This is a genomic window from Nostoc sp. (assembly GCF_036916575.1).
Lineage (GTDB): Bacteria > Cyanobacteriota > Cyanobacteriia > Cyanobacteriales > Nostocaceae > Nostoc.
This window is the reverse complement of sequence record NZ_JBALGC010000067.1, coordinates 1-24,235: the sequence shown is the minus strand read 5'-3', so window position 1 is coordinate 24,235 and position 24,235 is coordinate 1. Positions and strand designations below refer to the sequence as shown.

Annotated in this window: 22 protein-coding genes and 2 pseudogenes; 8 read left to right on the top strand and 16 right to left on the bottom strand. The window is 42.2% G+C overall.

Translation table 11 applies throughout. The features are described from left to right. A partial coding sequence (locus V7L29_RS14660; RefSeq protein ID WP_334735942.1) for an nSTAND1 domain-containing NTPase occupies nt 1-2,532 on the bottom strand: 2,532 nt, incomplete at its 3' end. Between the two features lie 69 nt (nt 2,533-2,601). Between V7L29_RS14660 and V7L29_RS14655 the strand changes: the two genes are divergently transcribed. Then, entirely contained in the window at nt 2,602-2,937 is a 336-nt protein-coding gene (locus V7L29_RS14655; RefSeq protein ID WP_334689879.1) for a CU044_2847 family protein, read from the top strand. Between the two features lie 616 nt (nt 2,938-3,553). Here the strand turns inward: V7L29_RS14655 and V7L29_RS14650 are convergent. Continuing rightward, a complete protein-coding gene (locus V7L29_RS14650; RefSeq protein ID WP_334735941.1) occupies nt 3,554-6,766 on the bottom strand; it encodes an nSTAND1 domain-containing NTPase in 3,213 nt (1,070 codons plus the stop codon). Between the two features lie 288 nt (nt 6,767-7,054). Further along, nucleotides 7,055-7,207 (bottom strand): hypothetical protein, encoded by a 153-nt coding sequence (locus tag V7L29_RS14645; RefSeq protein WP_334689881.1) that lies wholly within the window; start codon nt 7,205-7,207, stop codon nt 7,055-7,057. 30 nt (nt 7,208-7,237) lie between these two features. Here V7L29_RS14645 and V7L29_RS14640 point away from each other — a divergent pair, with 30 nt between their 5' ends. Continuing rightward, nucleotides 7,238-7,477: a hypothetical protein gene (locus V7L29_RS14640; protein WP_334689882.1), complete on the top strand. Its 240-nt coding sequence runs from the start codon at nt 7,238-7,240 to the stop codon at nt 7,475-7,477. Here the strand turns inward: V7L29_RS14640 and V7L29_RS14635 are convergent. The 4 genes from V7L29_RS14635 to V7L29_RS14620 all read right to left on the bottom strand — a co-directional run bounded on the left by V7L29_RS14635 (nt 7,437) and on the right by V7L29_RS14620 (nt 9,654). Continuing rightward, nucleotides 7,437-7,721, bottom strand: coding sequence for a type II toxin-antitoxin system RelE/ParE family toxin (locus tag V7L29_RS14635; protein WP_334689883.1), 285 nt, complete (start codon nt 7,719-7,721; stop codon nt 7,437-7,439). The genes V7L29_RS14640 and V7L29_RS14635 overlap by 41 nt on opposite strands. Further along, on the bottom strand, nt 7,718-7,942 hold the full coding sequence (locus V7L29_RS14630) for a hypothetical protein (RefSeq protein ID WP_334689884.1): 225 nt from the start codon (nt 7,940-7,942) through the stop codon (nt 7,718-7,720). Before V7L29_RS14630 ends, V7L29_RS14635 begins: the two co-directional genes overlap by 4 nt. Before the next feature lie 103 nt (nt 7,943-8,045). Beyond that, nucleotides 8,046-8,882, bottom strand: coding sequence for an IS110 family transposase (locus V7L29_RS14625; protein ID WP_334735940.1), 837 nt, complete (start codon nt 8,880-8,882; stop codon nt 8,046-8,048). A gap of 361 nt (nt 8,883-9,243) precedes the next feature. Beyond that, entirely contained in the window at nt 9,244-9,654 is a 411-nt protein-coding gene (locus V7L29_RS14620; protein WP_334689887.1) for a 2TM domain-containing protein, read from the bottom strand. Between the two features lie 511 nt (nt 9,655-10,165). Between V7L29_RS14620 and V7L29_RS35510 the strand changes: the two are divergent. Together V7L29_RS35510 and V7L29_RS35505 are read left to right on the top strand one after the other, a co-directional pair. Beyond that, nucleotides 10,166-10,714: pseudogene (locus V7L29_RS35510) on the top strand (FAD/NAD(P)-binding protein); the annotation flags it as partial. Nucleotides 10,715-11,494: 780 nt separating this feature from the next. Continuing rightward, nucleotides 11,495-12,421: an MBL fold metallo-hydrolase gene (locus V7L29_RS35505; RefSeq protein WP_442944193.1), complete on the top strand. Its 927-nt coding sequence runs from the start codon at nt 11,495-11,497 to the stop codon at nt 12,419-12,421. A gap of 134 nt (nt 12,422-12,555) precedes the next feature. On the opposite strand, the gene V7L29_RS14610 is transcribed toward V7L29_RS35505, so the two are convergent. The 3 genes from V7L29_RS14610 to modA form a co-directional block, all read right to left on the bottom strand. After that, complete coding sequence (locus V7L29_RS14610) at nt 12,556-13,200, bottom strand: PEP-CTERM sorting domain-containing protein (RefSeq protein WP_334735938.1); 645 nt, start codon at nt 13,198-13,200, stop codon at nt 12,556-12,558. 386 nt (nt 13,201-13,586) lie between these two features. Continuing rightward, entirely contained in the window at nt 13,587-14,162 is a 576-nt protein-coding gene (locus V7L29_RS14605; protein WP_334735937.1) for a DUF642 domain-containing protein, read from the bottom strand. A gap of 66 nt (nt 14,163-14,228) precedes the next feature. Then, nucleotides 14,229-15,080 carry a molybdate ABC transporter substrate-binding protein gene (gene modA / locus V7L29_RS14600; RefSeq protein ID WP_334735936.1) on the bottom strand — a complete coding sequence of 284 codons (852 nt, stop codon included), beginning with the start codon at nt 15,078-15,080 and terminating at the stop codon, nt 14,229-14,231. A gap of 974 nt (nt 15,081-16,054) precedes the next feature. Here modA and V7L29_RS14595 point away from each other — a divergent pair. Beyond that, nucleotides 16,055-16,456 carry a fasciclin domain-containing protein gene (locus tag V7L29_RS14595; protein ID WP_334689892.1) on the top strand — a complete coding sequence of 134 codons (402 nt, stop codon included), beginning with the start codon at nt 16,055-16,057 and terminating at the stop codon, nt 16,454-16,456. Between the two features lie 196 nt (nt 16,457-16,652). On the opposite strand, the gene sfsA is transcribed toward V7L29_RS14595, so the two are convergent. Continuing rightward, on the bottom strand, nt 16,653-17,378 hold the full coding sequence (sfsA, locus tag V7L29_RS14590; RefSeq protein ID WP_334689893.1) for a DNA/RNA nuclease SfsA: 726 nt from the start codon (nt 17,376-17,378) through the stop codon (nt 16,653-16,655). Nucleotides 17,379-17,751: 373 nt separating this feature from the next. On the opposite strand from sfsA, the gene V7L29_RS14585 reads away from it, so the two are divergent. Further along, nucleotides 17,752-18,420 carry a 2OG-Fe dioxygenase family protein gene (locus V7L29_RS14585; protein WP_334735935.1) on the top strand — a complete coding sequence of 223 codons (669 nt, stop codon included), beginning with the start codon at nt 17,752-17,754 and terminating at the stop codon, nt 18,418-18,420. A 2-nt stretch (nt 18,421-18,422) separates the two neighbouring features. Here V7L29_RS14585 and V7L29_RS14580 read toward each other — a convergent pair whose 3' ends face one another. Next, nucleotides 18,423-19,571: a DUF711 family protein gene (locus V7L29_RS14580; protein ID WP_334735934.1), complete on the bottom strand. Its 1,149-nt coding sequence runs from the start codon at nt 19,569-19,571 to the stop codon at nt 18,423-18,425. Nucleotides 19,572-19,832: 261 nt separating this feature from the next. Between V7L29_RS14580 and V7L29_RS14575 the strand changes: the two genes are divergently transcribed. After that, a complete protein-coding gene (locus V7L29_RS14575) occupies nt 19,833-21,101 on the top strand; it encodes a tetratricopeptide repeat protein (RefSeq protein ID WP_334735933.1) in 1,269 nt (422 codons plus the stop codon). Between the two features lie 61 nt (nt 21,102-21,162). Here V7L29_RS14575 and V7L29_RS14570 read toward each other — a convergent pair. The 3 genes and pseudogenes from V7L29_RS14570 to V7L29_RS14560 all read right to left on the bottom strand — a co-directional run. Further along, a pseudogene (locus V7L29_RS14570) lies at nt 21,163-21,330 on the bottom strand (TonB-dependent siderophore receptor); the annotation flags it as partial. A 72-nt stretch (nt 21,331-21,402) separates the two neighbouring features. Next, on the bottom strand, nt 21,403-21,588 hold the full coding sequence (locus V7L29_RS14565) for a hypothetical protein (protein ID WP_334735931.1): 186 nt from the start codon (nt 21,586-21,588) through the stop codon (nt 21,403-21,405). Beyond that, complete coding sequence (locus tag V7L29_RS14560; protein WP_334735930.1) at nt 21,579-21,845, bottom strand: hypothetical protein; 267 nt, start codon at nt 21,843-21,845, stop codon at nt 21,579-21,581. The genes V7L29_RS14565 and V7L29_RS14560 overlap by 10 nt, the downstream gene beginning before the upstream one ends. 153 nt (nt 21,846-21,998) lie before the next feature. Here V7L29_RS14560 and V7L29_RS14555 point away from each other — a divergent pair, with 153 nt between their 5' ends. Further along, on the top strand, nt 21,999-22,394 hold the full coding sequence (locus V7L29_RS14555; protein ID WP_334689900.1) for a hypothetical protein: 396 nt from the start codon (nt 21,999-22,001) through the stop codon (nt 22,392-22,394). 527 nt (nt 22,395-22,921) lie between these two features. Here the strand turns inward: V7L29_RS14555 and V7L29_RS14550 are convergent. Then, a complete protein-coding gene (locus V7L29_RS14550; protein WP_334735929.1) occupies nt 22,922-23,740 on the bottom strand; it encodes a TonB-dependent siderophore receptor in 819 nt (272 codons plus the stop codon). Nucleotides 23,741-24,235 lie beyond the last annotated feature (495 nt).

Sequence of the window (24,235 nt, the reverse complement as noted above, 5' to 3'; positions counted from 1 at the left end):
GGGTTCAGCCAAGGGCAGACCTTGGAAATTCCACAACCGCACTGTGCCGTCATCACTGCCACTGACAATCGTCTGCCCATCCGGGCTAATGGCGATAGACCTGACCCAACCCTGATGACCACTCAAGGGTTCAGCCAAGGGCTGACCTTGGAAATTCCACAACCGCACTGTGCCGTCACCACCGCCACTGACAATCGTCTGCCCATCCGGGCTAATGGCGACAGAACTGACCCAAGCCTGATGACCACGGAAAGGAGTTAAGACCTCCATCGCTTGTTGCAGGCTATTCTGAACTGGAGTGAGAATTTGCTCTGGCATTTTCTCCAGATTCTCACCTATAACTTGTATTGCCATAACCGAAGCTTTGAGGGGTTGGACAGGGAGTATTTTCTTGATAGTTGCTATTTTCTCTTGCAAGAAACTTTCAATGCGGACTCTGTGAGCAAATTGCCGTTCGGCACTCAGTTCTTCTTCATAAGCAAGGCTGCGCTGATAAAAGTCCTTGGCTTGAGATGATAAATCAGGCTTTAACTTTTCCCAATTGTTCTGCACCTCTGCTAACAATCCTCTTGGCATGAGGTATTGTTCATCTTCTTCCTTGTGCAACCACTCTCGCAAAGCATCGGCTAATTTATCATCTAATCGCCGTAAGTCTCGGTCTTGTTGTCGCCATTCTCGCAATTTCTGCCAACCATCAATTAAAGCTTCATGGGCTAAATCAATCCAAACTTCTTCTCTAGCTTCTGTGTCAGTTACTATTAAACGTCCTTGGATTAGTTTTTCTATAACTTGATTGATCGCTGGCTGCTCATCTAGGTTTTCACCAGCAAGATTTAACAATTCCTGTTTTGGTTGTCGCTGTCGGGTATCCTTGTCTTCTGCACCAGTACGCACCAATTTCAAGAAAATCTGCTTGACCCAAGGTTGCTGCTGTTTGGTGAAACTTGCATACAAATTTTCTGCATGACGGTTCAACGCCCCAATGACTCCACCTAGTTCGTTAAACTTAGCAATTGTTAACTGGTGAGTTTGTTTATCGCGCTGTTCCCAAAGTTCAGTCAGGGCAAACTGTAATAATGGTAAGCAGCCTTTCTCTTGCCCTACTACTTCTTGCCGGATCGTTGGGAGTAATCCTTTTTGTAACTGATAACCTTGTAAGTTGGCTGGGAATGCGATCGCTTCTTTTAATTCTGCCCCTAGTAATGGCGGCATATACACAGCCTGTTCTTGAATTAGTTGCGTCAACGATTTATAGTTTAAACAGTATTCCAGAAAATCAGCTCGCATCGTGGTGACAATTGCTAACTGTTCTTCAGAAACTTGGGTTAACAACTTAATGAATCGCTGTCTTTCTTTTTCCTGAGAACCAAGGGTAAAAATTTCTTCAAATTGATCTACCACCAACAAGCAACGCTCAGAACCAGTCAGCCTAGAAATTACAGCAGATAAACCTTCTGTGTCAATGAGAGCCGAGATTTCCCTAATTTCCGTGCGTTCAAATAACTGGGTAAAGGCTCGTTTTAACTCTGCTAAAGGTTCAACTCCAGGCAAAATTGGTTCTAAGATTCGCCAACCATTTTTTTCTAACACTGGAATCAAACCTGCCCGCACTACAGAAGATTTACCACTCCCCGAAGCGCCAATGATGGGAACAAAATTAGCTTGAGCAAGTTTTTGTTGAATTAAGTTGACTACTTTTTGCCGACCAAAAAAGAAGTTGGCGTGTTCTTTGTCAAAAGCTTGTAATCCTCGATAGGGACATTCTTCACTTACCACCGCAGGCGCTACGGGATTCTTCGGTGGATACCAAACCAAAGGAATTGACCTACCGCCACCCATGTAAATTGCTTCTTGTCCACTTCCCTCAAGTTCCCGCGATACCAAGCTTATCAAGTCGTTGGCATTCACTTGTCCTGTAGTCTCATCAGCTTGATCTTCAGACAGTCCTTTGATGACGGCTTTGGTGAAAATCCCACCTTCTGCATCTTCCCGCGCTCTTTCAAAAGCGCGGGAGGCTGTAATTAAGCAGTAGTCTTGTTTGCTATTGAAAACAGAGAAACCAGACCTGATAAAACTTCTCTCTAATAAAGAGCCAGCATAGCAGCAATCCAGCAGTACTACCAAACTGCTGAGTTGAGATTTAGCAATTAACGTGTTGAAGTCATCAAAGGCGATCGCATTTTGTCCATCTTTGTTACAATCCGATGTTGCCAAATACCCTTTGGCTTCACCTGTCAGGCTGGGTGCTTCAAATCCATGTCCGGCAAAATAAATTAATGCCTCCGCACCTTTGGCTTTTTCTAACAAAAATATTCTCAGTGCTTGTCCGAGTTCTTTACCAGTTAACTTTTTATCAGGTGTGATTTGCCAGCGATTCTCACTCTCGATTAACTTGCCAGGTAAAGGCTGAACATCGAATTTACCTTGTTCGCGCAGCAGTTGGGCAATTTGTTCAGCATCATTGACAGCCTTTGGTAAGTTAATGAAATTGTCATACTTAGCAATTCCCAACACCAGTGCATATCTAGCCATATAATCTAACCTGGCATCCGTTTTGGCCTAATCTTACTAAGAATAACTTCAAGAGTAACTGAGGCTATTATGTCAGAAGTGCAACGTTTAATCGTCAAAGAAGATGATCAAGAGTACGAAATCTACGTAGAATCAAATACCTTGGTTGAAGTTCCAGAAGAAGAGGAACCGGGATACCGTGATGGTTTACCCACGCTAAACATTCAGGAATTTCAGGGCAAGATTCGTGATTATGCCAAGTTAGCTGTTAGTGCATTCAAAAATTTACCTGACGCTGAGGAGGTAACAGTTAAGTTTGGCATCAAGCTGGGTGGGAAAACTGGCATTCCGTTTTTAACTGAAGGGTCGGCGGAAAGTAATTTTGAAATTGAGGTTAAGTATAAGTTTCCTGAGAAGAAGCAATAAATAGCAATAGTTGGATTATCGTGCTTACCCATATCCCGCCCGGAAATAAATTTCTAGGCTCATAGCGCAAGTCCACTCAAGTGGACTGAAATCTCTCCTTAGTCTTCTGAAGAGTACTTTAGCTATTAGCAGAGGAATTTAATTCCCCTACGGGATGACAACGAAGCTGATGATTTGGGACATCTTTATAGTGTGGGCTAGTCTAATTATTACAGAAGCGATCGCCTTCGATTCATCATCATTCATTCATAGAACACGAACTTCCGAGTTCAAAGGGTGAGCGATCGCACTCCACTCACCATCATTCTACTCTTGGATCTCGGACGTTGCTGTTCAAAGCATGAAGTTTCGTGTTTTCATCTGGAAATTCCACGTTCTGAGGTTGAAGCTTGGAGTTAAGAACTCGGAACGCCGAGCAATTTACTCAAACATCCGAGTTTTGATCTGCAATGTTGCACCTTTGAAGTGCAATTAGCGAGTTATTTTTTACAACGCTGCTGCTTGAGGCTTGGATTTCCGTTTCACTACCCACTGCTATCTGCTTTTATACGCCGCGCCGCTCGCAATTGAGTCGAGTACAGACCCTCGTAGGGGCACGGCATTGCCGTGCCCTTCCTTACCCACTGGCTTTACTCCAAACATATTTTTGGCAGGTTTTGCAGGCGGCTTTTGCTTCCTCTGTTTGCGGATTGGTGAAGACGGGATGGTAACGTAACCTGTCACAACAGACTTGCAACCATGCACGCCAGTCACCGCGCCACAAACGCACAGTGCCATCTTCACCGCCGCTAACAATCGTCTGCCCATCGGCGCTAATGGCGACAGAATAGACCCAACCCTCATGACCACGCAATGGTTCAGCTAAGGGAAGACCTTGGTGGTTCCACAACCGCACCGTGCCGTCATCACCGCCACTAACAATCGTCTGCCCATCGGCGCTGATGGCGACACACCTGACATAACTCTCATGACCACGTAATGGTTCAACTAAGGGAAGACCTTGGTGGTTCCACAACCGCACTTTGCCGTCAGTACCGCCACTGACAATCGTCTGCCCATCGGCGCTGATGGCGACACAATAGACCCAACCCTCATGACCAGGCAATGGTTCAACTAAGGGAAGACCTTGGTGGTTCCACAACCGCACTTTGCCGTCAGTACCACCACTGACAATCGTCTGCCCATCGGCACTGATGGCTACAGAATATACATAATCTTCATGACCAGACAATGGTTCAACTAAGGAAAGACCTTGGTGGTTCCATAACCTCACAGTGGCGTCACTACCGCCACTGACAATCGTCAGCCCATCAGCGCTGTTCGCATTGTGTTGCCCAGCAATGGCGACAGAATAGACCCAACCCTCATGACCAGGCAATGGTTCAACTAAGGGAAGACCTTGGTGGTTCCACAACCGCACCTTGCTGTCAGTACCACCACTGACAATCGTCTGCCCATCGGCGCTGATGGCGACACAATAGACCCAACCCTCATGACCAGCCAATGGTTCAGCTAAAGGAAGACCTTGGCAGTTCCACAACCGCACCGTGCCGTCAGTACCGCCACTGACAATCGTCTGCCCATTGGCGCTGATGGCAACAGACCTGACATTACCCTCATGACCACGCAATGGTTCAGCTAAGGGAAGATCTTCGCGGTTCCACAACCGCACCGTGTCGTCAGTACCGCCACTGACAATCGTCTGCCCATCGGCGCTGATGGCGACACAATAGACCCAACCCTCATGACCATGCAATGGTTCAGCTAAAGGAAGACCTTGGCGGTTCCACAACTGCACTGTGTGATCATCACCGCCACTGACAATCTTCTGCCCATTGGCGCTGATAGCAACAGATAAGACAACACCCTGATGAGCACGCAATGGTTTAACTAAGGGAAGACCTTGGTAGTTCCACAACCGCACCGTGCCGTCACCACCGCCACTGACAATCGTCTGCCCATCGGCGCTGATAGCAACAGATAAGACAACACCCTGATGACCAGGCAATGGTTTAACTAAGGGAAGACCTTGGTGGTTCCACAACCGCACCGTGCCGTCACCACCGCCACTGACAATCGTCTGCCCATCGGCGCTGATGGCGACAGAATTGACATAACCCTTATGACCAGGCAATGGTTTAACTAAGGGAAGACCTTGGTGGTTCCACAACCGCACTGTGCCGTCACCACCGCCACTGACAATCGTCTGCCCATCGGCACTGATGGCGACAGATAAGACAACACCCTTATGACCAAGCAATGGTTCAGCTAAGGGAAGACCTTGGCGGTTCCACAACCGCACTGTGTCGTCATCATCGCCACTGACAATCGTCTGCCCATCGGCGCTGATGGCGACAGATAAGACAACCCCCTGATGACCACGCAATGGTTCAACTAAGGGAAGACCTTGGCAGTTCCACAACCGCACCGTACCGTCAGTACCGCCACTGACAATGGTCTGTCCATCGGCGCTGATGGCGACAGAAGAGACATCATCCTCATGACCACGGAAGGGAATGGAGACTTTTGCTTTATTCACCACCCGATTCAAACTGTTCTGAACTGGTGCGAGAATTTGCTGGGGTAGTTTCTCTTGATTCTCACCCATAGCTTGAATTGCCAAAACTAGACTATCTAGGGGCTGGACTGTCAATAAATTCTCTACTCTAGCGGCTTTCTCTCGCAGCTGGGATTCAGTAAGCGCCCTTTGGAGTTCGGCAATGCGGTCTTTTTCATCGGCATCGCTGCGCTGGTAAAAAGCTTCATTTTGTTGGGGTGATTGTAAATGGGGCTGCAATTGTTGCCAGCTATCCCTCACTTGGGACAGCAATCCTTTTTGCATTAAATATTTGTCATCCGGCCTTCGGTTCAACCATTCCCACTGGGTATCTTCTAACTTATCACTCAACGGTCGCAAGTCTCGGTCTTGCTGTCGCCATTGGGCAAACTGCTGCCAACTTTCAATTAAAGCTTCATGGGCTAAATCAATCCAGGCTTCTCCTTTTTCATCTTTCCCAGTAACTAATAAGCGTCCCTTAACCAATCCCGCTTCACCATCTAGCAATTTACTGAGGTCTTGCTGTTGATTGGCATCATCACCTGCAATATTTAATAGTGTGGCTTTTGATTGGCGCTGTCGGGTATCCTTTTCTCCCTCTCCCGTTCGCACTAACCGCAGAAAAATCTGCTTAATCCATTCTTTTTCCTGCTGACTGCGTTCTTGGGTTGGGAATTCCTCCTCATAATCTTGGTAGTGATAAACATTTTCTGCATGGAGATTTAACACCCCAGTTAATCCTCCCAACTTCTCATACTCTTCTAGAGTGAGTTGATATTTCTTTTGATCGCGTTTCTCCCAGAGTTTAGTTAAGGCAAACTCTAACAAAGGCAAACTCCCTGGTTCTTGTTTAACATTTTGGAGAATTTTTAATCGTAGTGCTTTTTCAACACTATGACCCTGAAGCTTGTCAGGTTCGGTGATTGTCTCCTTTAAATCAACTCCAGTTAAAGGCGGCATAAAAACTGCCTGGGTTTGAATCAGGTCAGTCAGAGAAGGATTATCTAAACAGGATTCATGAAAATTTGCTCGCATAGTAATTACAACTGCTAACCGCGAATCATGAATCTCTACTACCTGAGTCAGTAGTTCAATAAATCTCTGCCGTTCTTCCTTATCTGCACAAACTGTAAATACTTCCTCAAACTGATCTACCACCAGCAAAAATTTTTTTGTGCTAGCCACAGCCTCTGCATCATTATTAGGTTTAGTCAGGCTGCCTAAACTGTTGTCATACTGAGCAATTTCAACGACAAGGGCGTATTGTGTCATCTTGTTTTGTTAAAACTATTGGGAAAATTGCCTCTGTGTTATAAAATACCCAAATTAATAAGTAATTTACTCACTATAGTGAAAAACTCTAGATTGAAAATTCTATTAGCAGTTGAACAACACGCGATAATAGCACAATATTAAAGTCTTAGTGACTGGGATAAGCTCTATACCTTATTATCCGCTAGTAATTACGGAAGCGAGGTCTCCGACGAGCTACGCCTACGCCCTTGACTCACTAGAATTCACCCTTGAATCTCGGATGTTGCAGTTCTAAGAGTTTTGAGTTCAAAGGGTAAGCGTAGACGCGTAGCAGTGAGCTAGTCCGGTGGATGAGTTAAGAGGCATAAAGGAACTGATGTTAGCGTAGCGGTAGCGAGGTACGAGCGTCACCCGTTGCGGCTTGTCGTCAGACATCGCTGTTGACTCACCAGAATTCACTCTTGAATCTCGAATGTTGCAGTTCTAAGCATGAAGTTCCGAGTTCAAAAGGTAAGCGTAGATGCACAGTGCAAAGCCGGAGGCTTTGAAACTCCAAGCTTGTCATCAGACTATCGCCCTTCACTTACCACCATTAACATTGTATTATTCTTTGCGATCGCACCATTAGTCACCAAAGAAGATTCAGAATGTGATACCTGGGTTGAGCTACGTCAACACAGGATTTATCTCAGTCGATTTCATCATGGGTATCAATATCAAGCAAAATGATCACTTCTTCCTCAGTTTGGTGATTGATTTCGAGTGAAAACACAATTCGGCAATCGTAACCACAGGAACAGGCTCTTAATCCCGATAATTCACCATGAAGAGAGTGTGTAGCAAGTCGAGGCAGAAAAACATCTTCTTGCATCTGTTGTAAGGTGTCTTCAATTCTTTCTTGTAGCTTAGGATTGGGGAGAACTAACTTACGGAACGATCGCTTAAATTTCGGGGTTATAACTAACTGTCTCATTCACTTTCTAGCAGTATTGTTCGTAATTCTGTAATCACTTCTGCCACAGACTGATGGGACAGTTGACCTTGATGAAAGGCAGCGATCGCAACTTTCGCATCCTGTGCAATTTCTTGGCGGCGAGTTTCGATCAGGCGATTCTTAATAATTTCTATTAGCATTTCTTGCTGTTCTGGCGGTAGTTGGCTGATTGTATCAAGTGCTTGTTCAAAAGTTACCATACTGCTGTGATTCTTTTTTAAATTTAGATTTAATTGTACTTCAGGGTAATTAAAAGTTTAAGTTTAAATTTCAAAACCCTCCATTGAATGAAGGGCTATCGCATCAGGTCAGAGGAATTATTTTACACAATTCCTGAAACAGTAGGTTTACTACTTTCCTCATCAGCTTTCCTTGGATGTGCTTACCACCTAGCAGCTTCTCGCCTTGTTCACTAACGTTAGCTTTGAGTGAGTCGCGGTAGCAAATCAATTCCTTGGTCAGTTGGTTTTCTGGTAGCCTTCCAGTTTCGACGCCGATTAAGACGTACTGCCACAGGCTAATTCGGCATAGAGATGAACCGCTAGCTTTCTCAACTAAACCATCCCCCGACTGTTCTAAGACAGTACCCATACCCAAACGCATTTTGAAAGTGTCGCGACTGCGGTTGCGTTTAATTCGTTTGATATCGCCGGCTAAACGCCGGACTGTGGTTTCTCCATTTTTACGGTTCCGTTCGGTTCGCTTCACCTCGCGGACTTCGTATTCAATGACTAGCTTACGGTTTATACCCAAGAACGACTCGAAGGGATAAATCCGAGTCAACAAACGCGATCGCACTCGTAATCCAAAACCGAAGTTATCAAACACTCTCATGTAAGTGGAGAATTCAGAACAAGAGAGCATCTGAGCGATTCTTGCTTCTGAGTGCTGCTCAAAAAGTGAGATATTGCACATCCAGCCAGCATGTAACTCTAGGATTGGGTCAAACTCAATTCCATAGTCTTGGGCGATGGAAATTTTATAGCGATTTTCGATCCGGGTTTTCCCGGCTCTTGAAATTTCGAGCCTTTTCGCTAACCATGCCCAGAGTGGTGGTAGTAAGCCAGGATTACTAGATTTGCTCTTAGTGTGCGCCATTTCTGGAAACTGCCAAGCCAGAAGCTGCCTAGCATAATTCACAATTGGCGAAGTTTTTTATATGAAATTTGCTCTTAGCTTTGCTGGTTTTGTTCTTTCATTGGTTGTCGCTGCATTAGGTTGGTTTTTTCGATGGAGTGACAAACAAAAATTTGAAAGGTAACAAGCTACTCAAAACGCAGTAGTGGCTGCTGAAAGGACAGTAAATGAGCAGCGCGATTTCAATCACCTTCGTAACAATCAAATACAAATTAATCCAAGCACTGGGAGAATCCTATCCAATAGTGAAGTCAGCAGAGTATCAAGTACGGAAATTTCCCCATTTGTAGATGAAAGATTACTCTCAACTCGTAGGGGCGCATAGCTGTGCGTTAGCGTCTCCATTTTTTAAAGTAGGGAAAAGTTAAATTTGTGCACGCCATTTCTGAAAAGCTATCTCGTAATCCTCTGTTTTACTCTGATAAACACTCCACCAATGAAAAAATAGTCCTAACCCCCATCCTAATACTGGGAAAATAGCCCAAAAATAACTAGGACTAGTTATTAAATTCAAGAGAATGAGAAATAAATTCACCGCTATAAAGGAAACAAAGTGTCCCCAAAAGTCTCTGCGTCGGAAAGTATTAAATGTGTGTCGCGAACGTTCCTCTTCTTGTTGAGCTAACCACTTGTGTTCAGTTGTTTCCAAAATATTAGAAGAAATACCTAACTCAGATGCCATTTCTACAAGTTGTTCTCGTGAAAATTCACCTTCTTGTTTACGAGTGAGTGCTATTTGAAGAATTTTTTGTACATCTTCTGAATTGTAAGTCATTTTAATTACCTTATAAGTTTGTGTGTAAATGCGTTTTTAATTTCACAAAGTTTTCGAGAGGCTTCGTTCAATTCAGTTAGGGAACGCCTCCACATTTTGCACCCAATACTTAATGACATTCACAACCTTATTATTTTCTCACAATCTATTTAGGGCTACTGTATTTGCCAATACCTCTATATTGCTGTTAGAACATTAAGCCAAACATTATCTAAAAATTGAATGCTAGTATTGTCAGAAAATATTGACAATTGTAGAGATAAAATTCTCGCTTTTGAAAGGTTTTTTGATGTTAACTAAAACCACGGTATTTGCATCGTATTTGGATGCAATAAATACATCAATTTTAGATAAATAGTTTCAAAACCTTGTCTCGTCTAGATTTTAGTTTGTGTAATCTGACGATCGCCACTCTCTCGATTTGGGAAATTGGACACTCAAATGCAATTCCCACTTATTCATGTGCCTATGTGGTTTTTTGAGCTAATTCATCAGCCTCACAGCTTCAAAGATGCGTAAATTTCAGTTTATCGGCCGTAAATTGATCAGTAGAAAGCAGCAAGTGCAATTCACACGTCTTATGAACAACAGCATTTTTAACCTAACCGTCTCTCCAGTTGCGATCGCCATTATTGGTGGTGGCTTTAGCGGTTCTCTGGTTGCAGCTAATCTTTTACGCAACGCAACTATGCCATTATCCATCAAGTTGATTGAACGTAATTCTGAAATAGGTAGAGGAGTTGCTTATGGGACACCAGTGGACTGTCACTTGCTGAATGTGCCAGCAGGTAAGATGAGCGCTTATGACGATGAACCAAATCACTTCCTCAACTGGCTGCACAAAAATGGGCATGAACAGGTAACTCCATCCACCTTCGTTGGGCGTCGGGTTTATGGGGACTATGTGCAGGCGACTTTAAAAGCAGCACAGGTAAATGCAGCAGCTAATGTGCAGCTAGAGAAAATTGTGGATGAAGCGATCGCCATCGAAACAAAACCTGACAACACAATAGTGTACTTGAGTAGTGGTCAATGTTTGCATGTGCAAAAGGCGGTGTTAGCGTTGGGCAATTTCCCGGCAATTCTGCCTAGACCAATTGCCACTCTTAAGAAGGATCATGTTAAAGATGCTTGGTCTGCTGATGCGATCGCTGACCTAAATCCAGAGGATGCTATTCTACTGGTGGGCACCGGGTTAACAATGGTAGATGCGGTTGTTGCCTTACATCAGCAAGGATTCCAGGGACAAATTCATACCGTCTCGCGGCACGGATTGATGCCCTGTAGCCACAAATCAACAACTCCTTATCCAGCATTTCTTGATGTAGAAACTGCACCAAAAACGGCGCGAGGACTGCTGCATGTGGTACGTCAAGAACTGCGCCACGCCCTTACCCAAGGACACGCCAGTTCCGACAACCAGGGGAACCCCAGCAACGGACTGGCTCAAGATTGGCGGGCAGTAATTGATGCCATCCGCCCAATTATTCCCCAACTTTGGCAAGCAATGCCATTGCCGGAACAGAAGCGATTTCTGCGCCATGTCAAAGCTTACTGGGAAGTTCACCGTCATCGGATTGCTGAAGAAATTGCCGAAGTACTGGATGCTGCAATGGAGTCTGGTCAACTGATCCATTACGCAGGTCGGATTCAAAGTTGTCAGGAGTTTGAGGATGGGGTGAATGTGAGTATCTGCGAACGGGGAACGCACAAAGATATCGTTTTGCAAGTCAAGCGGATTGTCAACTGCACCGGCGCAAATTGTGATTACCTCAAATTGCAGCACCCATTAGTCGCTAGCCTCCAAGAACAACGGCTGATCCGTCCTAACACATTGTCAATGGGAATCGACACTGCCCCAAATGGTGCGCTGATTGATGCAGATGGAAATACATCTCAAATGCTGTACACCTTGGGGACACCGCGCAAGGGCAATCTTTGGGAAACCACCGCTGTTCCTGAAATTCGGGTTCAAGCAGCAAATTTGGCACAGGAGTTACTGAAATCTCTCAATCCAAAACCCGATGCTCCTACTTTCGTGTTAAATAAACCCGCTATGTTATTTCGTCAACTATTCGATAAAGAATCTAGTACTTATACTTACCTAATTGGCGACCCAGAAACCAAAACAGCTATCTTAGTTGATCCTGTGTTGGAACAGGTCGAACGTGATCTTCAGATATTACGACAATTGGGGCTGACCTTGGGCTACTGTCTAGAAACCCACATCCATGCTGACCACATCACTGGGACAGACAGATTAAGGTCACTGACGGGTTGTTTAGGGATTGTGCCTGAGAATGCCGCGGTTACTTGTGCAGACCAGTACATTGCCGATGGAAATATGTTGGAATTGGGGAATGTGCAGATTCGGGCGATCGCTACCCCTGGTCACACTGACAGCCACATGGCATACTTAGTCAACGACACTTATCTATTAACTGGAGATGCCCTATTCATCCGGGGTTGCGGTCGTACCGACTTCCAAAGCGGCGACGCTGGATCACTGTATGATGCCATTACTGAAAAGCTATTCAGATTACCGGATGACACCTTGGTATATCCTGGTCACGACTACCAAGGACAGACAGTATCCACCATTGGTGAGGAAAAGTGCTGGAATCCTCGGTTTGCAGGACGCAGCCGCAACCAGTTCATCGAGCTAATGAAGAACCTCAACTTACCCCAACCGAAAAAGATGTTGGAAGCTGTACCTGCAAATCAGCATTGTGGCAGAGTTTTAGCTGCATTAGATTATCAAATTTGAACTTTGTTTAACTATCACAAGGGTAAGGCGATTTCTACGATGAGCTACAATTTGGCACCTTTTTTATTTAAATTGCGTAGCGATGTCTAACGACAAGCCGCTGCGTGTCTACGCTCTATTGTTTTCTGAGCTTTCTAACTAATTGCCTTCTTTTTCTTTAGCCATATTCCCAATAAACCAGCAACTGCTACTCCTCCAATAGTTGATGGCTCAGGCACAGGTTTTACACTCACATTATCCAAGTAGAAAAATGCGTGTCTATCGACAGAGCCAAACTTTAACTCTGTGGATGATGCGTCTGCCGTGAAATTGAACTTATATGGCGTGTATACTTGATAAGAAATGTTTTTTTGATCGAAAATGTTTTTTCCACCGATAAATGTCTGAAATTGATTATCAAGGTCAAGTGGCTCGTCTGTAGATCCTAAATAGTAACTAAGTTCGTATTTCTGACCAGGTTGTGTAGAAAGTGTCTGTGATATGTAACTGAGGTCTACAAATCCACCAAGTGATAAGCCATGATTACCACTTTGAGGAAAATTGCTCATTTTAATCAATGATGTATCCATCGGATCGCCAAACTTGGTCCAATCTGTAACATTAGGATTTGTAGTATTGGGATTGTTAGGATCTACCAGGGGGTCGAGTTCAAAGCTTCCGTTTTTAACAAGTTCTGCCGCTTGTGCTGCTGTATTATAAGCATTGGTAATCACAGCAGTGCTAATTAAGATAGTAGTAACACTAAAAACAATAATTGAGAGTTTTTTAGTTAACTTCATGAAACTTGACTCCAAATAATTTAAAATTCCGACAATTAACACAAGTTGATAGTTACATCTATGCTGGCTCTAAGTAGTGTCAATAAAACTAAACACTTCATCCCGATTTAGAAGAGTTAGAGACACGAAGTTGGACTGGGCTTTACTTCGTCTTGCTACGCTAACGCATCTCCATAAGCCGAAAATTCTCACCAACAAATCTTAACTCAACTGTATTGACTTATAGGTGAATTCGCACTTAAGTCTAATTATTGGCATGGTGGCATTCTCGACACTAAGGAGCCAGACATCACTTGGGCTTTTAAGAGAATGAAGATTAGCTTGTGATCTGTAGTTTATTCATCTCTATCATATCCCCCCAAATCTCCATAATGCTCTCCTTGATGTTAAGGTATAGCTTTCACACTCACATCATCCAAATATAAAAACGCAAACTTGGCTTTGGAACCAAACTTTATCTCTGTGGATGTTGCTTTCGCTTTAAAATATAACGTGTATTGCGTGTAGTCCTGAAAGGGAATATCCTTTTTAACATCAACTTTCTTTTTACCGATAAAAACCTGAAATTTATTATCCAGTTCAGGTGCCTCCTCTGTTGATGCTAAATAGTAAGTAAGTCGGTAGTTTCGACCACGAATTGTGGGGATAGTCTGTGATATGTAGCTAATGTTTGAAAATCCACCAAGCGATAAACCCTGCTTGCCAGTTTTAGGAAAGTTGCTAATTTTAATAACTGATGTATCTATCGAATCGCCAGACTTAATCCATCCTGTAACATTAGGATTTGAAGTATTGGGATTATTAGGATCTACGAGAGGATCGATTTCAAATCCCCCGTTCATAATCAGCTCTTGTCCTTTTGCTTGTGCTGCTGATTTATAAGTATTGGTAATTACAGCAGTATAAAGTAAGGCAGTGGTCAAACTACAAACAAGAATTGAGAGTTTTTTAGTGAACTTCACGAGACATTACTCCAAATAGTTTAAAATTCACGACAACGAGTACTTAATTGATTGACTTTGTGGAGATTAAGGCAACTTAAATTGATAACTTTTGAAGATGTTCTTGGCATTAGTACCACTTAAGTAGGTAGAAAAACTCTGTGCCGTTGATAGAACTTTAGTTTTGGTGAGTATACCCAGTGGATAGACAATCGAAGCACTATCTGCCGGGTTGGCAGTTTGTACAACTTTTACCTTGTTAGAAATGAAAGCATCGGTTGTGTAAACAAAACCTGCGTTAATAGTTTTATTTACACCTCCAACTGCAAGAGTTTTATTTTCAACAGCACTCAAAACGTTACGCACATTGCTGGCACGGTATAATTTCGGACTAACAGTAGTGAAAATACCTCGGTTAGTAAGAACTTGTTTGGCATAATTTCCTGCTGGTACAACTGGAGGAGTACCTGTGTAGTCACCTATAGCAATGCCAGTAATGTTGGCGTTGGTTAAACCATTGATGCTAGTGAGACCAGCACTACCAGCACTAACAGGAGGTGTTATGGGAGTAATCAAAACTAGACTGTTTTTAACAATGTTCTTACGGCTACCTGCCACCAATTTACTTGGGCTTGAATTCTGCAAGACATCTATTTGGTCTGTGGCAGCAGAAATGAAAATATCTGCTGGTGCTCCTGCTTGTATTTGCTTGAGCAAGGTACCAGAAGCACCAAACGTATAAACAACGTTGACACCTGGGTTAGCATTTTGGTACTGAGTTTTAATGGCATTTAGCGCGTTTGTTAAGCTAACAGCCGCATACACATTAAGTGTGGTTACAGAGCTTGCTGGCGATAAATTGACAAACTGTAAGCCTATTACCAGCATCATGCTAGTAACTGCCGTGGCAATCCAAGTAATAAGTCTTCTTCTGTTCATGAAAGTTATAGTTTGGGGAAAATTAAAAGTCTCATTGTTGACATACCTGATTTATGCACAGGCAACGGAAAAATCAACTACCGAGCAGGCAGAAGACATGGAGAAATGAAAGTTTGAGAGGGTTTTTGCGTAAGTTCTACGCATAATAAATTCTGGAAATAAACAGCCAATCACAATTGCTAAAAGCATTAGTGTGATGAGCCGTTTATGATTTCCAAGTAGAATTACACAAACAGTAAGTGAAATGTATTTAGTGATGAAATAATATCAGTTAAATACACTCACTACCAACATTTCTGGTTAAGAAATCCTGACAAAGAGCTATGGTAAGAGCATCTAAGTTCTAAAAAAGCTTTTAATTACCTACATAGTGTAGGTAGCACTATAAAATTATCAGATAGATCCTAGAATAGTTAAAACCTTATTTATACCAACTAAATACTTTTATGTATCTATTTTACTAATTTTCTTGGTAAAGCATGTGCTGTGTTGATACTAGTGAACAGCGATCGCCCCTACCAGTGTCTAAAAAAAGGAGCGATCGCATTTAGAGAGCCAGTCCACTATAGCGGTTCTTAATTGCATGGAATACAGACTTAATAAGTAGATCAGCGTAAATAATTATCGTTGGAATAAGGCAGTTCTTGCTGAGGACTCTTAGCTGGGAAAAAAAGTTTGAGCCTTGTTTACTTTTCTTCACACAGTTTGGTTTCATTGTACCGATTTACATACACATAGTTCCGTTTTTGTCAAAACCTTTTACTGGACTGGCGCTCTAGGAGTGTTTGTAACTCATCCGCTCAGACAATCTACATATAATTCTTTATTTGTATAAAAATATATATAAACTTTTATAATATCAATAAAAATTTTAATTTGACATACATCTAATGATAGATAGATTTTATTAAATAAATAGTTTAGATTTGTAACAGATTACACAGAATTAGGTAAAACACAATTAGGTAAAACACATGGCCAACATAATTGACACTGCCACTAATAATGGTTCTTTCACGACACTAGTTGCAGCAATCCAAGCAGCTGGTCTGGTAGATACACTCGAAGGTCCTGGGCCATTCACCGTCTTCGCACCTACTGATGAAGCGTTTAATAAGCTTCCAGCAGGTACAGTAGACGCATTACTTCAAGACATTCCCAAGCTGAAGAAAATCTTGACCTATCATGTTGTATCAGGCAAGGTACTGGCTGCTGATGTAGTTAAATTGAAGACAGCTACAACAGTTGAAGGTTCAGATGTAAAAATTGACGCTTCTAATGGCGTTAAGATCAATGATGCAACAGTTGCAACACCAGATGTTGCTGCTGATAACGGTGTCATCCACGTCATTGATACAGTTTTGATTCCTGCATAAGCAAACCTGAGAATAGCGAATGCTATTTGTGGGGCGGCGACTATTTATAGTAGTTTGTTGATTACAGCCTGGTTGGATGTCTTTTAGTAAACATCAACTATCAATAAGTCCATCTAGACAGTATCTAGATGGATTTATTGTTTCATGGGTTTAGAGACGTTGCATTGCAACGTCTCTAGTGTTTGATTAGATGTAATCAAATTTTTAGTTTTGCCAAACCCAAATAACGAATACCTTCGGGGGAAATGTCAAAACGGCAAGGTAAGACTTCTAAACCAAGAGTGATCGCATCCCGTAATAATTTACCATAAACAGGATCTGTGCGATCGCCAGGGGAAAACTCAGTACAATCACTACGATTGATAAAGTAAAGCATCACCGCACGAGTTAGAGGTAGCAGCGCCATTAGTTCTCGCAAGTGCTTTTGTCCTCTTGTAGTCTCTGTGTCAGGAAATAGCGCTAATCTCCCTTCAGACAAAGTTGTATTTTTCACTTCTAAAAAAATCGGGCGTTCCTCATCACTTCCCGTCAAGAAAAAATCCACTCGACTTTTTTTATCTAGTCCATAAACCACCTCGCCCTTAATTTGACTGTAGTCGCCCAATTCTGGAAAAAGGTGTTTCGCCAAAGCTAGCTTTACCACACGATTAGGCAAAAAAGTATTTATGCCTACCCAAGTTGGCTCGTTATCATCTACCTGAATTAGTTCTAAAGTGTAAGCCAATTTGCGGTTAAGATTATCGCTTTTGGAAAGCTGTACCGCACTTTGGGGAGTCGATACTCCAGTCATTGGCCCTGTATTGGGACAGTGTGCTGTGACTATTTCGCCAGAAGTAAGTTGAACGTCAGCAAAAAACCGCTTGTAGCGTTTTAGTAGAATACCCGGATACAAAGGCGGGTAACGGTAAAGCCAATCTATCATTATGAAACCTTGTTGCTGCTAGTAAATATACGTCGATTTCTTCCCCACCGAACCCCCATCAGCAAATCTTTTCAGCAGCTACTCATATACCAATACGGTTCAGATAAGCTTTTTTTCCTCCCTCTGCATCCCTGCATTCCCTGCTCCCCCTGCCTGCCTCAACAGATAAATTTCCTTAACTGAACCCTATTGACTCATATACCCATGAGCATTACTCCGCCCTGTGACAAAATTTGATTAACCTATTTATCACCAAATGTCAAATCTTGTAGTCAAATTTACAACATCTTAATAAAAATTAGCATAGACTAAGTGTTATAAGCCTCCCGTAAAAAAATCTGGGAGAATTTCAACGTGCAAGGAGGTAAATCCTATGCAAAAAGTGGAGACAACAACAGAATTAGAATATGCTTTTCTGTTTACTTTAAGAAAAGTAAATTCGCTCAATCTAGAAGGTTTCAAGCCATTTTTTAGTAATATGCCTATTGACCCTTATATCAAAGGCAATTATCGTTCGAGAAGATTATCTCGGTTCACAGTCTCTGGAAATCAGTTAATCAAATTACCTCATGGCTACCTTTTTCAAAGTAAAGAGTATAATCCATTAGTGGGTGATGTAAAAAGAGAGTTTGCAGAATTAGATGATGCCCTCACAGAACTTGATATTTTTAGAAATCTTGTCTTAGCATTTAGTGATTCTTGTAAACTCCATCCAGAAGCTGAAATCGGAGTTCATCAAATTAGAACTATTTGTTCACCAAAGAACTTGGGTAATCCAGCGCCTGAAGGTATACATCAAGATGGTACAGATTTTATTGGCATATTCTCAGTAGATAGAGATAATATTGAAGGTGGAGAAACACATTTGTATACTGCCAAAAAAGAAAAGCCTGTTTTTAGCAAAGTTCTAAATCCGGGAGAACTTTTATTAGTTAATGACCATGATTTTTTCCACTTTACCACTCCCATAAAACCACAGACTGACGCTCAAGGAAGTAGGGATGTTTTTGTATTAACTTCTCCTAGCTTGCTTTCAGAATAATTCTAGTTAACTGTAAATATTTTACAATCTACGAGATATGGGGAATTGAATGTAGTCATTTCCCCAGCTTTTTTATTTGGAATTGGAAATAATCGGGCTGATAGTGGTTTATCTAACTTGATGGCTAAAGTTGCCATATCAATTAATAAAGCTGCAATTGCTTCAATTGTGATATTACCTGGAATCGGAACTGTATCCAGTCCACAACCACAAACTGCTGAATATAATAATAAATTTGTAATATCATAGGTTTGCTCGTTAGCTCTGGTAGCTAGTCCGACATCTTCACAAACTGGAAGCATCAGTCCAGAGTAACCACAGATTTTTACTGATACGCTTTTCAATACACGAGTCAGCATCCCAGAAATTGCTAGAGTTCCCGAATGCCCAAACTTCCCACTCATCAATTTTTCATAAGCAAAAGCAATACTGTTTTTCTGATCTAAAGATGGAGCTAGAGAGGTATCAATTCCTTTATATGTAACGGCAAATTTATCGGATATTTTTTCAGCAATAACTGCGATTTTATTTAATTCTAATTCTAATATTAATTGCAGGTTTTGCTCTGCTGTTGGGATATTGTTAGCTTGTGAGAATGATTGCATTACTAAGTCGCCTAACTCTAAACCTATAGCAAAAGATGTATTGCCTGTATGGTATGCACTAGGGAAAAATGGGATACCTGGCTGGCAGTTTGCCCATGCACAAAAGCGAAAATTACCATAGCCATTTTGACTTTCTTGGGAAATACGTTTAATAGCTTTGGCAGATTTTCTGGCATTCTCAAAGTTTATGCCAGTCTCCCTGTCGCCAATTTTGCTTGAGCAATAAATAATCGATGTATTATTGTTGATATCTGGAATTATATCTATAGTTTCGGGTTTGCTGGCATAACCAATATTGAAGAAGCTGATATTCAGACTTTGGCAAAATTGTTCTAGAGCTTGAATTTCATTGATAATTTTGATTTTTGACAAGCTTTGCAGATATTCTTCCCAGGTATTAGTGACTATTCTAGTTGTCTGTACTTTATATCCTTGTTTTTCAAACACAATCTGCGCTTGCTGATTAAAGTCAGCAGCTTGCTTAATATTTTCATAATCTTGTAGAGATTGAATTGATATACCTGTTGTGATAGTTCTAATTTTCATTGGTATAACTTATTATTGATTAAGAGAAATCAAAGTTTTAGCCTAGATTTGCAGTAAATCTAACTCCAAAATCCGGACGTCTACAATATGGGTGAATTCTATTTATAACAACTTAGGGCAGTGTATTCATTTTAATTAACTGAAAATATGAAATGAAACAAAGCCACGCTGAATACTTAGAATATTAAGGGTGAGTGGATAGGTTAGGCTACGAAGCAAGCCTGCTGAAATTCAACTAACTTAATCAACCAAACAAATACCATGAATGACGAATTCTACAATAGAGGATTGGAAAAGGCTAGGCGAAAAGACTACGCTGGAGCAATTGAGGAATTTAATCATGCTTTACAACTGACACCTTACTTTCCCGAAGCTTACTTGCAAAGGGGTTTGGCACATTATGACTCAGGAGCAATCTTGAAAGCTGTTTCAGATTATACCGAAGCCCTAAAGCTTAATCCTGAGAGTATAGAGGCATATTATTGTCGTGGATTAGCAAGGGTGACACTGAAAAATCTACCGGGGGCGCTAGAGGATGTTGAACGCGCTATTCGTCTGAATCTAAATTATGCTGCTGCTTATAATCTGCGGGGGATGGTGCGGCGCAAACAGGGTTATATTCAAGATGCGATCGCTAACTTTAAAAAGGCTGCACAATTATATCTAGAGCAACAGGACAAAGAAAATTGTCGCCTGTGTTTGGAACGAATTAAACAGCTACAATCCCCAGAAAAAGCTGCCGTTGAGCAATCGCTTTCCACCAATGCGCCAATTTTATCCACGAATGATTATTTTACACAATTATTAGAAAAGGCTGAAAAGGGAAATACGCAAGAGGCACTCGCCGATTTAAACTGGGTATTAAAAGCCGATCCGCAAGATGCCCAAGCTTACTGCTGTCGTGGGGTTGTGCGTTGCAAAATGGGGAATTATCGAGAAGCGATCGCAGATTTTAATCAAGCATTGCGACTAAATTTTCAAGATGCCATTGTCTATCGCAACCGAGGCAAAGCCCGTTCTGTATTGGGAGATCATCAAGGTGCGATCGCGGATCTTAACCAAGCACTCCAGATGCAACCCGAAGATCCCTTAGTCTATATTGCCAGAGGTAATGCCTATCGCACAACGGGCAATTATCTCGGTGCAATTCAAGATTACACCCAAGCGCTGCAAATAAATCCTGATGATGCTCAAGCTTACTACAATCGCGCCATTGCCTATACTTGTTTAGAAGAAATGCAAAATGCTTTAGAAGATTATCAACGGGCGGCGAGTATCTTTTGTGAACAAGAAGACTGGGAAAATTATCAACAAGTCTTAAGTAGCCTAGAAAAAATCCAGAAATTTAGTCCAGAGTCAAAAAAGCAAAAATATAGCCTGCTACGTCAGCGACTTTTGCGAATGGTTGGGGGATACTGGGAAATTGCCGAACGATTGATTCAGCAGAAGCAGGATTATTATCCTGGGATGTCAAACGAGTGGTATTTGCAAAAAGTAATTGATGATTTAGAACGCGATCGCAATAGATAAAATATAAATGCACTAGACATGTAAATTCACCCGTACACTTATCCGGGTGAAAATGCGATTAATCACTATCAAATAAATTACGGACATTAATCGCTGCCTTAAAACCATTTCTTTTGTAGTAAAGCGCCGCATCAGTCCGCAAGTAACCTTCTAGTTCAAACGAGTTCGCCAAATTGCCTTGCCGCTCACCCACATAAAACAGCCCCAAACCAACTCCAAACCCTTTCAAATGGGGGTTATACCGTTTCACTTTAAAATTGATATAAATAGGCAACAGGGGGCAGGGGGAAAGAATTAGAGACTAATCATTTGTATCAGGTATTTCGTGAAATGGGGTTAGCACATTTGTCTTAGTAATTTCCCCTGTTTCCAGCAATTGACGCGCCTGTTCTAAGCGGTAATCGTGGAGATAACCAAACAATGGTTTGCCAAATACCTGTAGAAACCCGCGCTTGAGTGCATACTCATTGAGTTTGACTATAAACAAATATTTTTATCTAAATACTTATCAACATCGGGACATTGATAAGCAATATCGCGACTTTCATTATCAATATCTCGACTTTCATTATCAATATCGCGACTTTCATCATCAATATCGCGACTTTCATCATCAATATCGCGACTTTCATCATCAATATCGCGACTTTCATTATCAATATCGTGATTTTCATTATCAATATCGCGACTTTCATCATCAATATCGTGATTTTTGTCACTAATGTTAAAACAATTGATCGCCAATAAAACCAAGTACAAAAGGCAAATTAAGATAAATTACTCAGATTTTTTGGGTAAGTTTGTTTAAGATAATACAATTGTTCAATAATTTTACTGTACCAAAAAATAGCTTTATTAGGTCAAAATAGCTCTTAATCCCCCTCTAAGGATATATTTATGCCGCGTCAAAAACGCACATCCCGTGTTCTAGAAAAAGCTGAATTCAGATCCGCTGGACTAAAAGCGATTGATTCAAGTATGGATTTTGGTGATAATTGCGATTTGCAAAACCTGACTCAATCAATTGAGCAGTTACGCACTATGATTGATGCTTATAACGCCGCTCTAGCTATGATTGACTCTTCCAAAATTAAGATTGATAAGATGGAAAAAAGCTTGAGTAATCTTTCAGACAAGTTGGTGAGGGGAGTTGCCTTCAAGTATGGCAGAAACAGCAGCGAATATGAGATAGCGGGTGGCGTTCGTGAGAGCGATCGCGTTCGGAAAAGCAGGTTGACTCGTTTAAAAAGTAGTATACAAGAAACATCAGGGCAGAGCGCTCAAACCGTTTAGTATTATCAATAGTTGAGTAGGGACAACGTAAAATTTGCTGCAACACGCTTTGCATCAATGGGGTTGTATTGCCAGAGCGACTATAACACTGTTGATCGGAAGGTCGGAGTAAGTGTTGCAGTGTCGCAGGCAGTTCCTCTGTAGGTTTGCCAACAAATGAGCGCAGAATGTCTGGCTGAATAAACACCTCAACTGAGAGAGACGGCTGCACAGCGACAGCTTTACAGGAGTATAATTGATACTATTCATCCTTACCGCAGCTAGTCTGACCACCACCGCAATAAGTAGGCCACCAAGGATTGAACTTAGCTTTATCTTCGCTCAACGTTAGCTTAACATTGCGACAAAATGGATAAAGTCGAGCTAAGGGGGAAGCGGATTCTCAAAGTCCCCCTTGAGAAGGGAAATTCAGAGGTATCAAAACTGCCACGAAACCGTACCCTGCACCGCAAACGGTTCACCATAAAAAACACGCCCCCTACCGTAAGCACCTTCAAAATAGGTGACATCAAACAGATTTCTGAAATTCAAAGCAGCGCGGAACTGATTTCGCTGATAATAAAGCGCGGCATCCGTCCATTTGGGTTAGGAAGCACAGTGCCTTCGGCTGGTAGACCAATGACAAATCCATTGCTTTTGTCTGTGTATTCGCCTTCCAGGGTCAGGCGGGTGCGTTTGCCCAGCGCCAGACTGATTACAGGTGAAATAAAAAATTCAGTTTCTTCAAAGTTTTCAACGAAAGCATTTCTGTTTAGGTAGGAGACGTTAAGGCGATACAACACCGTCTTGGAGTCGTTCAACGGTCCAGATAAATCGATAGCACCCCGGTAGAAGTCAAAGCTGCCAATGGTAGCATCAACGGCATAGAAGGGGTCGCGGAGCGGTTGTTTTGTCACCAGGTTGACGATTCCACCTGGACCGGCTTGACCATAAAGGACTGAAGCTGGACCGCTGAGGACTTCGACTCTCTCGATATTGGCTAAGTCAGTACTTTCAAAATCTGCAAATTCTCTCAGCCCATTGCCGCAAAAACCGTACTGTCCGGCCGCTGTCTCATTAACTCCCCAAGGAGAGTTTTCCCACCACTGTCCTGAAAGCATCAACCAAAACTCCAAAGGATGTGGACGGTCAATGCCTTGTATTATTAGATTCTCATGGCGCTGATAGCTCTCAATCTCCAACACCAAGTTTTGTCGTAATTCAACTCGTCGATAATGTCCTTCTCCCAACGCTTGGGGAGACTTCCAGGTAACATCTAACTCATCATCGGGGTCATTGTTTTGTGGAGTTTCGTTAACTTCTGCAAAAAGTTCCTGGTGAGTTTGTGCTGAAATAGTGATAGTCATGATTAATTTAACTAGAACTTATTGAGATTAATTGTCACTATTCTCTTAAGCCGACACAAGCTAGATTATTCCTCATCTGGAGGTGTCAAATTTCCTACCAGTCAGCGTAACTCTGCGCTGAAAAAATTGGCATTCAAAAAAATAAGCGATCGCTTGCTCAGAAAATAGCGATGCCTACGGCAACCCCTCCGGGCAACGCGCTAATGTTATTAACAATAATTGATACTGTTCATCCTTAGCGCAACTAGTCTGACCAAGGATTGAATTTTGCCTGATCTAATTTCAGCGATCGCCGAGTAGATAGTAATAATTGGCTCATTCTGCTGTGCTGCTGGCTCCTGTTGCGGTGCAGGGAATGTAGGTGTTTAGGGTGGCTGTGTCGCCGTTGCCGCAGTTGCTATACCAAAAACCAGCCCAGCATTATCATCAAATAACTCAACTGTGGGCAAAGCCTTTTCTCCCACTACCGTCACTCGCACAGTATTTGCATCAATA